Origin of the sequence: Lentzea flava (genome assembly GCF_014648475.1) — a bacterium.
Taxonomy (GTDB): Bacteria; Actinomycetota; Actinomycetes; order Mycobacteriales; family Pseudonocardiaceae; genus Lentzea; species Lentzea flava.
In genome coordinates this window covers 600,301-611,866 of the sequence record NZ_BMRE01000001.1, presented here as the reverse complement: position 1 = coordinate 611,866, position 11,566 = coordinate 600,301, and the positions used below count along the sequence as shown (strand labels likewise).

Here is an 11,566-nt window from a genome sequence, read left to right as displayed (position 1 = left end):
TCCTACGGCCGAACGACCCTAACGGGGGGCGGCGAGTGCCGATGGTCCCGGCCACGAGAGCGCTGATCGGTGCCACCGCCGCGGTCGTCACCGTCGGGCTCGGCGTCCTCGTCGACGCCACGCTGCTCTGACGTTCAGGGCAGCGTGACGAGCGGGAAGGCGGACACGCATGCGACGGTGACGAGCACGGCGACCAGCAGGAGGACGCGCGGCCCGGTGGTGCTGAGGTGCCGGTGACGCCCCAGCACGACCAGCGTCACCGCCACGACGGCTGTGCACACGGCGGGCACGGTCGCAAGTCCCCAGCCACGCCGTGCCGCGACGTGCAGCAGCAGCAAGGCGCACGCGGCGGATGCGAGCGCGGTGCGGTTCCACGCCAGGTTCGTGCGCTCGGGTTGCAGGCCGGAGTCGCGCTTCATCCGGTGATCACCAGGACCGCGGCGAGCAGGGCCATCAGCAGCACCCCGGCCGCGAGCACGCCCACCATCCGGCTGTGCGGCAACGGAGTCCCGGCCCGCATCGCGCGCTGGACGCGGCGCCAGCGCGGGAAGCTGGTGGCCGCGACGACCGCGGCCAGGGTGGTGCACGCCAGCGCCAGCACCGTCGTGGCGCCCGGCACGGCGAACGCGGGAACGAGCTGCCGGACCGCGACACCCGCGGCCAGCAGGCCGAGCGCGGTCCGGATCCAGGCGAGGAACGTGCGTTCGTTGGCGAGGGTGAACCGGTAGTCGGGTTCGGTTCCCGGTGGTTCGGCCGCCATCAGCCCTCCTCGTCCTCGCCGGGAGTATCGCCGGAGCCGGGCGGCCGGGCCACTCACCCGGTGGTGCCCTGGCCGAGCAGCGCGTCGAGGGTGACGAACTCGTAGCCGCGCGCCCGGATCGCGGCGATCACGCCGGGCAGCGCGTCGGCGTCCAGAGTGGACTTGTCTTCCGGGTGCGATCCGATGTGCATCAGCACGATCTCACCGGGCTGCAACGCTGTGACGGTGCGTTCCAGCACGCGCTGTGCGCTGCCGCCGCCGGTCGTGCCCTGCCAGCCGAGCGTGTCGACGGTCCACCGGACCGCCACGTAACCCCTGGCGTTGACGGCCGCGATCGTCCGGGCGTCCCGGTCGCCGTAGGGAAAGCGGAACAGCGGCCGGGGATCGGCGCCGGTGCGCAGGAGCGCCTGTTCCGCTCGCGTCAGTTCGCCGGCGATCTCGTTGTCGGGCAGCTTGGTCAGGTACGGGTGGGTCATCGAGTGGTTCCCGGCGCGGTGCCCCGCGGCGAGGATCGCCCGGACGTGCCCCGGGTCGCTCTGGGCGAAGTCGCCGGTGAGGAAGAACGTCGCGCGCACGCGCTGGTCGGCCAGGGTGCGCAGGATGCTGGGCAGTCCCGCGGCGTTGGCGCCGGCGTCGAACGTCAGCGCGACCACCCTGCGGTCGGTCGGCAGCCTGGAGACGTCCTGGCCGCGCAGCGACTCCGGGAAGGGAACGCCAGGGGAAGGTTCCGCCGTCGGGCGAGTGGTCGTCGGTGCCGTGGTGGTGGCCGTGGTCGTGGTGACCGGCGTGCTCGTGGTGGTCGACGGCGTTGCGACCGGTGGTCCGGAGACCGGGCGGAGCAGTACGAGGACCAGCACCGCCACACCGCAGAGCACCAGCACCGCCCCGCCTGTCGCCAGGGGCCGGTGCGCCAGGAGCCACGCCTTCACCGCGCTCACCTCCACCACCAGGCTCGCTGCTGGTGAGCGCGGTGAAACGGGCAGGAGGTCCCGTTCCCGCGAGGACCGATGGCGTGGTGCCGGGGAGCGCGAAGTGGTGATCACGGGTTAGTCTTCCGCGCGGTGTGCCGGGAAGCCTGGTCGGCGATGTGGCGGAGCTGTCTTTCGAGACCGGGATGACCAGGAGAGCGGATGGCGTCAGCGTCGCTGGATCGCCCGCACCGTCAGTGCGGCCGCGACGAAGCCCCCGATGAGCAGGAACGTCACTGCGAGACCGGACATGGGCTGCACTCCCGCCCGTTGCGGATCACGATCGGTGGAAGAGTCATGGTAACGCCGTGTACGACCGCCGCCACCTCAGTCTTCCGTGAAGGAGCACGTCATGCGAGCACGTGATCTCGCCGAGGAATATCCGCTGGTCCAGCTCACCGACGACGCGCTGACCGCGGCCCGGCTGATCGCCGACCAGCGGCGGCCCGGCGTCGTGGTCGTCGACGCCGAGGGACGCCCGGTGACCGTGCTGCCCGGTTCGCAGGTGCTGCGGTTCATCATCCCCGGCTACGTGCAGGAGGACCCGTCGCTCGCCCGCGTGTACGACGAGAAGGGCAGCGCGCAGGCGTGCATCAGCAAGCTCGAAGGGCGCACGGTCAAGGAGTTGTTGCCGCCCAAGGAAAAGCGTTACGAGCTGCCGAAGGTGTCCGGTGACGCCACGGTGATCGAGTGCGCCGCGATGATGGCACGGCTGCACAGTCCGCTGCTGCTCGTCAGCGACGACGACACCGTCCACGGCGTGGTGACCACGTCCCACCTGCTGAAGGTCATCCTGTCCACGACAGGGAAGGCACCATGAGCCCGAGCCAGATCCTGTCCGTCCTGGTCTTCGCGGGCGCCTACGTCCTGATCGCCACCGAGCGGGTGCACCGGGTGGCCGCGGCCCTCGGCGGTGCGGCGATCATGCTCGCGCTGGGCCTCACCAACGGCGAGACCGCGTTCCACTCGCTCGACGCCGGGGTGGACTGGAACGTCGTGTTCCTGCTGCTCGGCATGATGATCATCGTCGGGGTGATCAAGCAGACCGGTCTGTTCGAGTACCTGGCGATCGCCGCCGCCAAGCGCGCCAGGGGAAAACCCTTCGCCGTGCTGGCGATGTTCGTGGTCATCACCGCCGTCGCGTCGGCCGCGCTGGACAACGTCACGACCGTGCTGCTGATCGCGCCGGTGACGTTCCTGGTGTGCGATCGGCTGGGGCTCAACCCGATCCCGTTCCTGATCGCCGAGGTGCTGGCGTCGAACATCGGCGGCACCGCGACGCTGATCGGTGACCCGCCGAACATCATCATCGCCAGCCGGGCGGGCTTGTCGTTCAACGACTTCCTGGTTCACCTCGCCCCGTTCATCGTGGTGCTGATGGTCGTGTTCGTGGTGGTGTGCCGGTGGTTGTTCCGCGACGCGTTCCACTACGACGAGGACCGGGTCGCCGAGGTCATGGCTCTCTCCGAGCGGGAGGCGATCAGGGACAAGAGGCTGCTGTGGCAGAGCCTGCTCGTGCTGGCGCTGGTGCTGCTCGGTTTCGTGCTGCACAGCGCCCTGCACCTCGAACCGTCCGTGGTCGCCCTGCTCGGCGCGGGTCTGCTCGTGCTGATCTCCAAGGTCACCACCGAGGACGCGATCGCCGACGTGGAGTGGGAGACCCTGGTCTTCTTCATGGGGCTCTTCGTGATGGTCGGCGCGCTGGTGAAGACCGGCGTGATCGACGAGGTGTCGGAGACGCTCGCCGGCGCGGTCGGCGGCGAACCGCTCGTGGCCGTGATGGGGCTGCTCGTCATCTCCGCGCTGTTGTCCGCCGTCGTGGACAACATCCCTTACGTCGCAACGATGTCACCGATCGTCGGCGAGCTCGTGGCGGCGCAGGGCCACACACCGCAGGCGGAGTCGATGTGGTGGTCGCTCGCGCTGGGCGCGGACCTCGGCGGCAACGCCACCGCGGTGGGCGCCAGCGCGAACGTCGTCGTGCTCGGCCTGGCCGCGCGCAACGGCACGCCGATCAGCTTCTGGCAGTTCACCCGCTACGGCGTCGTCGTCGCCGGCCTGTCGATCCTGCTCGCGGCTCCGTACCTGTGGCTGCGCTACTTCGTGCTGGCGTGACGCCACTAGGGTTGACCAGGATTCCTGGGGAGGACGCGGTGGCCACGGCGACGACGATCGTGAACGCGAAGGTGTTCGACGGGACGCAGGTTCGGGACTGGACGTCGGTCCGGTTCGCCGGCGGGGTGATCACCGAGTGCTCGGCGGACTCGCTCGCCCGAGAAGGCGACGAGGTGGTCGACGCGGCGGGCGGCACCCTGCTGCCCGGGCTGATCGACGCGCACGTGCACCTCGTCCCCGGCGCCCTCCAGCAGTCGCTGATCTTCGGCGTCACCACCGTTCTGGACATGTTCAGCAAGCCCGGTCTGGTGGCCACGGCCAAGGAACAGGCAGGGACTCGTCCGGACGTGGCCGACGTGCGCTCGTCTGGCATAGGTGCCACCGCACCCGACGGACACCCGTCGCTGATGTACGCCCCGTTCCCGACGCTGACCGCCGCCGGCCAGGCCGAACAATTCGTCGCGGACCGGATCGCCGAGGGCTCGGACTACCTGAAGATCTTCTCCGGCGTCGGGGGCCTGTGGCCGTCGCTGAACTTCGAGACGATCAAGGCGCTGGTCACCGCCGCGCACGCCCGCGGCCTGCTCGTCGTCGCCCACGTGAGCTCGGCGGCCGGTGCCGAGCAGGTCGTGGCCGCCGGTGCCGACGTGATGGCCCACGTCCCCGCGGACGCCGAACTGGACGAGGACCTGGTCGGCCGCATCGCCGAGGCCGGGATCGCGGTCGGCCCCACGCTCGCCACCATCGAGAACACGCTCGGCGAACCGGGCGGCGCGGCGGTGGCGGGCGATCCGCGGCTCGCGGACGCGCTCGGCGAGGCCTGGACCCGCCGGTTGACGTCGGGCGCCCTGCTCACCGGTCGTCGCCTGCCTTACGCGTGGGCCGAGAACAACGTGCGGCGACTGGCCGACGCGGGTGTCACGGTGCTGGCGGGCACCGACGCGCCGAACCCGGGAACCGTGTTCGGCGCCAGCCTGCACCGGGAGCTGGAACTCCTCGTCCGGTGCGGCCTCAGCCCGGCGCAGGCCCTCGCCGCCGCCACGAGCGCACCGGCACGGGTGTTCGGCCTCGCCGACCGCGGACGTGTCGCGGCGGGGCAGCGCGCGGACCTGGTCCTCGTGTCCGGCGACCCGTTGGCGGACATCACCGAGACGCGGGCGATCGAGCGGATCTGGCGCGGCGGAGTGCTCTGCGACCGGCGTGCGTTCGTCGCGAGTCCGGCGGAGGCCGAGCAGCTCGACGCGTTCGACGCCCAGGTGGCGAAAGTCGTGGCGGCTGTGCGCGAACGCCGCTCCGCGAGGAGGTTGTAGAGGTGTTCGAGGTCGACTTCCTCGTCCACTGTGGACGCCAAGCGGGACCGTCCGCGAGCGGTTCTGGGTGGTGAGCCCGCACTGCGTCAAGGCCGGGGCGTGAGCACGGCGGTCAGGACCGCTGCGCCCGGTGGCGTTCCCACAGCCAGCCGAAGCGGTCGATCCGCCACAGCTGGGCCACCACGACGAGGGTGGCACCGAAGACCGTCGGCCACACCTTCAGGGCGATCAGGCCCCACAGGATCATGCCGAACCCGATGACGCCCAACGAGACCAGCAGACGCAACACGTGCCGGTGGTCCGGCGGCACCAGGTCCCTGTGGCGCACCCAGGCCTGCTCGCCGTAGATGCCGCGCTCGGTCCAGCTGTGCGGTTCGTCCACGGGCGGGAACGCCCTCGGGTTGACGAAGAGCCACACGACGACGGCACCGATCGGCACGAGGCACCACCACCCGATCCACGTGCGGCTCCAGATCGCCAGCAGCATCAACGGGATCGCGGCGAACCGGTCCACACGCTCCACGGGTTGGCGTGCCGTCGCCACGCCTCGTCGGTCATGCCGAAGGTCTTCGCGATCCGGTCAGCGGTGTCCATCGTGGATCCTTTCGAGTTCGTGCACCGCGGCGCGCACACCGTCCTCGGCACGGATCTCCTCGCCGAGGACCGCGGCCCGCTGCCGCAGCGCGGGGTCGCCGACTGCCCGCGAGATCGCCTCGCCGAGCCGGCCGGCACTGAGTTTCCGGTGGGGAAGGGGTTGCGGGGCGACGCCGATGGCGTGCATCCGCTGGGCCCAGTGGGGCTGGTCGGCGACGAACGGGCAGACGACCTGGGGCACACCCGCGGCCAGTGCCGCGGCGGTCGTTCCTCCACCGCCGTGGTGCACGACTGCCCGCACCCGGCCGAACAGCCAGTCGTGCGGCGCCTGGTCGATCACGTGCAGGTCGTCCGACGAGCGCGCGGCGAGTCCGCCCCAGCCGGTGGCGACGACCGCGCGCACCCCGGCCGCACGTGCCGCCTCGGCGACCAGGTCCCCGGTGCGCCGCGCATCGCGTCCGGCCATGCTGCCGAATCCGATGTAGACAGCCCCGTCGTCGAGGAACGCCCGCAACGACGCGTCCGGCGTCCAGTCCGCGGGTCTCGGCAGGTACCAGAAGCCGGTGGTGCGCACCGAATCCGGCCAACCGGGATCCACCGGCGTGACACGGGAGCTGAACGCCTGTACCACCAGGGCGTGGCGCGGACCCCGGCCGGGACGCAGGCCGAGTTCACCGGCACGCCAGGCGTTGACCACTCCGGCGTACGCCCGCAACGTTCCCGAGACGGTCAGATAGGTCGCCCGGTTGAGGAACCGGGGCAGCCGCGGCAACGGCAGCAGCGGGCAGGGGAACGCCGACGTGGGAACCCATCCCGGTTGCAGGGTGGCGAGCACCGCCGGGACACCGAGGAGTTCCGCCACGTGCTGAGCGGGCACGCTCGGCGTGTGCACCACGACGTCCGCACCGCAGGACCGTGCGACCGCACCGAGATCACGCAGCACGTGCGCCATCAACGGCTTGATGCGCTGGACGGTCGACCACGCGGTGATCTTGCCGCGCACCCCGCGGTAGCCGCCCTCGATCGCCTCCTTCAGCACCGGATCGTCCATCAGCCGGTTGGGGCCGTCGTCGAGAGGTGCGAACTCGACGCCCTGTGCCCCAACGGCTTCGGCGAACGACGCCGGAGCGGCGAGCAGCACCTCGTGACCCGCGTTCGTCAACGCCACCGCCAGCGCGAGCAACGGCTGCACATCGCCACGGGTGCCGTGCGTGACGAGCAGGGTCTTCATCGCTCGCCGACCTCGTTGAACGCGGTGAGCCAGCGGTCGTCGGCGAACAGGCCGGACGTGAGCATCTCCAGCCCGGCCCGCGCACCCCGCACCGCCGTCGCGGTCTCCGCCGGATCCCCGCCGAGCAACCGGCCCACGTGATCACCGAGCACGAGCGGCGCCAACAGCCACGACACGTAGGTGACCGCGCGCGCCCGTGCGTCGGAAGCCGGACGAACCCAGCCTTCCTCTTCACCCGTGGCGAGCCATTGCTGCGTGCGGTCGACGATCTCGTCGAACAAGGTGCTCGCCGCGGCGGTGCCGTCGAGCAACGCGCGAGCCAGGTAGCGCCGCACCGGCGTTGCCGCCTGCAGCACCTCACCCAACGCGTCCGTCCCCGCCTCACCGCCGGAGCGGATCCCTTCGAGCACGTGGTCGTCGCAGGCCTGCCGCAGCCCTTCCTTGGAGCCGAAGTGATGCACCACCAACGCCGGTGAGACCCCGGCGTCAGCGGCCACCGCACGCACCGAGGTTCCTGCGATTCCGTCGGTGCCGAACCTGATCAGTGCGGCGTCACGGATGCGCGCACGGGCCGTGAGGTCAGAGGCTGAACGCATGTTCAGAGTATTGAACACTTGTTCAGCGCGGGTCAAGCGATCTGGTTTGCGCCGGGCGGTCGTTTACGGCATCTTTTCGCGTGGAGCGCCGGGAAGCCTGGTCGGCAACGCTCATCACGAACCCGTGGTGGGCCTGGTCGGCTGGGACGGGGTTCGTCGATGGCGCTGGTGCTCGCGTTCGGTGTGGTGCTGCTGATCAGCGTGTCGCTGTCGGGTCTCGCGGCGCGCACGATCCTGTCGACGGCGCTGATGTTCCTCGCCGCCGGAGCCCTGATCGGGCAGGGCGGCCTCGGTCTCGTGACCATCCCGTCGAACAGCTCGTTCGTGACGGTCCTGGCGGATCTCGCGCTGTTCACCGTCCTCTTCACCGACGGGCAACGCGCCGGTCTGCCCGACCTGAAGCAGGGCTGGCGGCTGTCGGGCCGCGCGCTGGGCCTCGCCATGCCGCTCACCATGGTCGGCATCGCCGTGCCGACGCACTTCCTCACCGGCCTCGACTGGACGACGTCGTTTCTGATCGGCGCGATCCTCTCGCCGACCGACCCGGTGTTCGCCTCGGCGATCGTCGGCCGCACCGACGTCCCGCTGCGACTGCGCCGCCTGCTCAACGTCGAGTCCGGTCTCAACGACGGCCTCGCGCTGCCGTTCGTGCTGATCTTCCTGGCCACCGCCTCGAACAGCGGCACCGACTTCGCCAAGATCGGCATCGAGCTGGCGGCCGGTCTCGCGCTCGGCATCGTGATCCCCGCCGTCGTGGTGCTGGCGTGGCGCCTGCGGATCTTCACGGCGGAACCACGCCTGCAAGCGCTCGGCCCGCTGGCGATCGCGGTGGTGCTGTACGCGACGTGCCACCTCACCCACGCCAACCCCTACCTGGCCGCGTTCGCCGCCGGGTCGACGATCGCGACGCTGGACCGCGTTGCGGCAGAGCACTTCGAGCACTTCGGCGACCTGCTGTCGGAGATCACGAAGTTCGCCGCGCTGCTCGTGTTCGGCGCGCTGATCACGCCGGAGCGGCTGTCGCACCTGAGCGCGGGGGAGTGGGCGGTCGCGGTGATCGCGATCCTGCTCGTGCGCCCGGCCGCGATGATGGTGTCCCTGCTGCGGACGCCTTTGCCCGCCCGCGAACGATCCGTCGCCGCGTGGTTCGGCCCCAAGGGTTTCGCCTCGGTGGTGTACGGGCTGTTGGTGCTGCAGGCGGGGATACCCGCGGGCGAGGACGTGTTCGACCTCGTCGCGATCACCATCGCGTTGTCGATCGTCCTGCACTCGTCGACCGACGTGCCGGTGGCGAAGGCGCTCAGCGTCGACCCGCCGGACGACCTGCCCACCGGCAAGCCGGAGGTCCGGCCGGAGCAGAGTTGAGCGGTCAGCGTCCGACCGCGGCGGCCGCCATCGCCCGCAGCTCGACGCGGCGCACCTTGCCGGTGGCGTTGCGCGGCAACGAGTCCACGAAGAACAGGTGCTTGGGCACCTTGAAGCGGGCGAGGTTGGCCTCGAGGTGCTCCCGGAGCACCCCGGGGTCGAGGTCGGTGCGGGCGACGACGTAGGCGGCGCCGACCTCGCCCCACCGCTCGTCCGGCACACCGACCACCGCACACGACTCGACTTCGTCCAACTGCACGATGACGGCCTCCACCTCGGCGGGGTAGACGTTCTCCCCGCCGGAGATGATCACGTCCTTGATCCGGTCGACGACGTGGGCCCAGCCGTCGTTGACGCGGACCACGTCGCCGGTGCGGAACCAGGAGCCGTCGACGAAGCTGTCCCGGGTCTCCTGCGGTCGGTTCCAGTAGCCCGCGAACACGTTGGGGCCGCGCACGAGCAGCTCGGCGGGTTCGGTGCCGAGCGGCACGACCTGCTCGGCGCGGAGTGCGGCGACGTCGGTGAAGAAGTGCGGCACGCCCGCGGACACGGGGTGGTCGAGCGTGCCGTCGTGGGTGGCCATCGAGACGCCAGGAGACGCCTCCGTCATGCCGTAGCCCTGCAACAGCCGGACACCGCGGTCGAGCCACGCGCGCGCAACGCGTTCCTGCACCGGTGAACCGCCGTAGAGCACACACGTCAGTGAGCTGAGGTCGGCGGTGTCCCAGGCCGGGTCCTGGCACATCATCTGCAGCATCGTGGGCACAGCGGCGAAACCGGTGATCCCCGCCTCTCCGATGCGCGCGAGGATCGCGCCCGGATCGAACTTCGCCACCGGCTCCACGCTGCCGCCCTTGAACAGTGTCGGCAGAGTGATCTGGCCGAGGCCGACGCAGTGGAACAACGGCGCGATGCACAACGCGCGGTCGGTGCTGAGGACGTCGAAGTGGGCGAGCTGGTTGACGGTGTTCCAGGTCAGGTTGCCGTGCGTGAGCACCGCCGCCTTCGGTTTGCCCGTCGTGCCCGAGGTGTAGAGCAGCAGACACGGGTCGTCGAACGTCACCTCGGCGCCGGGAGGCTCGTCTCCGGCCACGGTGTCGAAGTCGGCGGTCCGCAGCACGGGCGGCAGCGGTCCGGCCGCGGCGACGAGGGAGTCGGCGTCCGCGCTGTGCACGAGCAGGGACGCGCCGCTGTCGGCGAGCATGTAGGCGATCTCCGTGCCGGACAAGCGGTGGTTCAACGGCACGAAGATCGCCCCGCACAGCGCCGTGGCGAACAACGTCTCGAACACGGTGATGTCGTTGACGCCGAGGTAGGCGACCCGGTCACCGCGCCGCACGCCGAGCCGGGTCAGCGCGGCCGCGAGCCGGTCGGCCCGGTGCGCGAGCCCGGCGTAGGTCAGCGTCCGGTCTCCCTGCACGAGTGCGGTGCGGTGCGGGGAGATGCGCGCCCGTCGCGCCGGCCAGCTGCCGACGCCGTGGTTCGCCGGTCCGATCATCCCGGTCTCACCCGAGCCGCAACACGGGCTTGATCGTCACGCCCGCCAGCGCGTCGTCGACGGCCCGCTGGATCTCCCCGAACTCGTAGTGGGTGATCAGCCGGTCGATCGGCAGCCTGCCCGCCGTGACGAGGTCGACGAGCACCGGGATGAGCGACTGGGTCTCGGCGTCACCCATGGTGAGTCCGACGACCCTGCGGCCGGACAACATGAAGTTCACGTTGACCGGGACCTGGGTGCCGAACGCGGGCGCGCCGACGATCACCGCCGTGCCGCGCGTGGCCAGCGACGAGATCGCCGTGCCGAGCACGCCGGCGTTGCCGGTGGTCTCCACGACACCGTCCACGCCGCGGCCGGACGTGAGCTTCGCGACCGCCTCGCCGAGGTCGTCGTGGGTGGTGTCGACGGTGTCGGTGGCGCCCAGCTCGGCGGCGAGCTCCAGCCGGCGCGGGACGCGGTCGGCGGCGATGATCCGGGTCGCCGGGGTGAGCCGGGCCGCCATGATCGCGGAGAGACCGACCGCTCCCGCACCGGTGACGAGGAGGGTGGCGCCGGGTCGCGGGGCGAGCGCGTGCCAGACCGCGCCGGCGCCGGTCATGACCCCGCAGCCGAGCGGGGCGAGCAGGTCGAGTGGCGCGTCGGCGGGGGCCTTCACCACGCTGCGCTCGTCGACGACGGCGTGGTGGGCGAAGCTCGACTGGCCGAAGAAGTGACCGCCGAGCGGGACGCCGTCGCGGGAGATCGGCGACGTCCCGTCGGCTCGTTCGCCGCCGATCAGGTTCGACGGCAGCCAGGTGTCGCAGTAGGCGGGATGGCCGTCGCGGCAGTTCGGGCAGCGGCCGCACGAGGTGTAGCTCAGCAGCACCTGGTCGCCGGGAGCGACCTTCGTGACCGCGGAGCCGACCTCCTCGACGATCCCGGCGCCCTCGTGGCCGAGCACACCGGGCAGCGGGAACGGCAGGTGGCCGCCCGCGACGCCGAGGTCGGTGTGGCAGATGCCGGCGGCGACGACGCGCACGCGCACCTCGTCGGGACGCAGGTCGTCGAGAGCCACCTGGGCGAGCGTGAACCCGGAACCGGCGGACTCGACCACGGCCGCCGTCGTTGTGGTGGGCATCGGATTCTCCTG

11 protein-coding genes and 1 pseudogene are annotated in these 11,566 nt (G+C 71.1%); 4 read left to right on the top strand and 8 right to left on the bottom strand.

Going from position 1 to position 11,566, the window contains the following annotated elements:
* Nucleotides 1-134 precede the first annotated feature (134 nt).
* From IEZ09_RS02985 to IEZ09_RS02975, 3 genes are read right to left on the bottom strand one after another with little or no spacing between them, the layout of a single operon-like run.
* Entirely contained in the window at nt 135-419 is a 285-nt protein-coding gene (locus IEZ09_RS02985) for a DUF202 domain-containing protein (protein WP_189251927.1), read from the bottom strand.
* Nucleotides 416-760: a YidH family protein gene (locus tag IEZ09_RS02980; protein ID WP_189251926.1), complete on the bottom strand. Its 345-nt coding sequence runs from the start codon at nt 758-760 to the stop codon at nt 416-418. Before IEZ09_RS02980 ends, IEZ09_RS02985 begins: the two co-directional genes overlap by 4 nt.
* A 53-nt stretch (nt 761-813) precedes the next feature.
* A complete protein-coding gene (locus tag IEZ09_RS02975; RefSeq protein ID WP_229812198.1) occupies nt 814-1,689 on the bottom strand; it encodes a polysaccharide deacetylase family protein in 876 nt (291 codons plus the stop codon).
* A 391-nt stretch (nt 1,690-2,080) separates the two neighbouring features.
* On the opposite strand from IEZ09_RS02975, the gene IEZ09_RS02970 reads away from it, so the two are divergent.
* From IEZ09_RS02970 to IEZ09_RS02960, 3 genes are read left to right on the top strand one after another with little or no spacing between them, the layout of a single operon-like run.
* On the top strand, nt 2,081-2,548 hold the full coding sequence (locus tag IEZ09_RS02970) for a CBS domain-containing protein (RefSeq protein ID WP_189251925.1): 468 nt from the start codon (nt 2,081-2,083) through the stop codon (nt 2,546-2,548).
* Complete coding sequence (locus IEZ09_RS02965) at nt 2,545-3,843, top strand: ArsB/NhaD family transporter (RefSeq protein WP_189251924.1); 1,299 nt, start codon at nt 2,545-2,547, stop codon at nt 3,841-3,843. Before IEZ09_RS02970 ends, IEZ09_RS02965 begins: the two co-directional genes overlap by 4 nt.
* 38 nt (nt 3,844-3,881) lie before the next feature.
* Nucleotides 3,882-5,153: an amidohydrolase family protein gene (locus IEZ09_RS02960; RefSeq protein WP_189251923.1), complete on the top strand. Its 1,272-nt coding sequence runs from the start codon at nt 3,882-3,884 to the stop codon at nt 5,151-5,153.
* Nucleotides 5,154-5,265: 112 nt separating this feature from the next.
* Here the strand turns inward: IEZ09_RS02960 and IEZ09_RS02955 are convergent.
* The 3 genes and pseudogenes from IEZ09_RS02955 to IEZ09_RS02945 form a co-directional block, all read right to left on the bottom strand.
* Nucleotides 5,266-5,711 (bottom strand): annotated as a pseudogene (locus IEZ09_RS02955) (DUF6653 family protein).
* A gap of 22 nt (nt 5,712-5,733) precedes the next feature.
* On the bottom strand, nt 5,734-6,978 hold the full coding sequence (locus IEZ09_RS02950) for a glycosyltransferase (RefSeq protein ID WP_189251922.1): 1,245 nt from the start codon (nt 6,976-6,978) through the stop codon (nt 5,734-5,736).
* Nucleotides 6,975-7,574 carry a TetR/AcrR family transcriptional regulator gene (locus tag IEZ09_RS02945; protein WP_189251921.1) on the bottom strand — a complete coding sequence of 200 codons (600 nt, stop codon included), beginning with the start codon at nt 7,572-7,574 and terminating at the stop codon, nt 6,975-6,977. Before IEZ09_RS02945 ends, IEZ09_RS02950 begins: the two co-directional genes overlap by 4 nt.
* Before the next feature lie 159 nt (nt 7,575-7,733).
* On the opposite strand from IEZ09_RS02945, the gene IEZ09_RS02940 reads away from it, so the two are divergent.
* Nucleotides 7,734-8,939 carry a cation:proton antiporter gene (locus IEZ09_RS02940; RefSeq protein ID WP_189251920.1) on the top strand — a complete coding sequence of 402 codons (1,206 nt, stop codon included), beginning with the start codon at nt 7,734-7,736 and terminating at the stop codon, nt 8,937-8,939.
* A 4-nt stretch (nt 8,940-8,943) separates the two neighbouring features.
* Here IEZ09_RS02940 and IEZ09_RS02935 read toward each other — a convergent pair whose 3' ends face one another.
* Complete coding sequence (locus IEZ09_RS02935) at nt 8,944-10,437, bottom strand: acyl-CoA synthetase (protein ID WP_229812196.1); 1,494 nt, start codon at nt 10,435-10,437, stop codon at nt 8,944-8,946.
* A 7-nt stretch (nt 10,438-10,444) separates the two neighbouring features.
* Nucleotides 10,445-11,554: an NAD(P)-dependent alcohol dehydrogenase gene (locus IEZ09_RS02930; RefSeq protein ID WP_189251919.1), complete on the bottom strand. Its 1,110-nt coding sequence runs from the start codon at nt 11,552-11,554 to the stop codon at nt 10,445-10,447.
* Nucleotides 11,555-11,566: the final 12 nt, after the last annotated feature.

Coding starts and splice junctions, on each gene's coding strand:
- IEZ09_RS02980 (WP_189251926.1), bottom strand. CDS start 760: ATGGCGGCCGAACCACCGGGAACCGAACCCGACTACCGGTTCACCCTC.
- IEZ09_RS02970 (WP_189251925.1), top strand. CDS start 2,081: ATGCGAGCACGTGATCTCGCCGAGGAATATCCGCTGGTCCAGCTCACC.
- IEZ09_RS02935 (WP_229812196.1), bottom strand. CDS start 10,437: ATGATCGGACCGGCGAACCACGGCGTCGGCAGCTGGCCGGCGCGACGG.
- IEZ09_RS02965 (WP_189251924.1), top strand. CDS start 2,545: ATGAGCCCGAGCCAGATCCTGTCCGTCCTGGTCTTCGCGGGCGCCTAC.
- IEZ09_RS02985 (WP_189251927.1), bottom strand. CDS start 419: ATGAAGCGCGACTCCGGCCTGCAACCCGAGCGCACGAACCTGGCGTGG.
- IEZ09_RS02950 (WP_189251922.1), bottom strand. CDS start 6,978: ATGAAGACCCTGCTCGTCACGCACGGCACCCGTGGCGATGTGCAGCCG.
- IEZ09_RS02940 (WP_189251920.1), top strand. CDS start 7,734: ATGGCGCTGGTGCTCGCGTTCGGTGTGGTGCTGCTGATCAGCGTGTCG.
- IEZ09_RS02945 (WP_189251921.1), bottom strand. CDS start 7,574: ATGCGTTCAGCCTCTGACCTCACGGCCCGTGCGCGCATCCGTGACGCC.
- IEZ09_RS02930 (WP_189251919.1), bottom strand. CDS start 11,554: ATGCCCACCACAACGACGGCGGCCGTGGTCGAGTCCGCCGGTTCCGGG.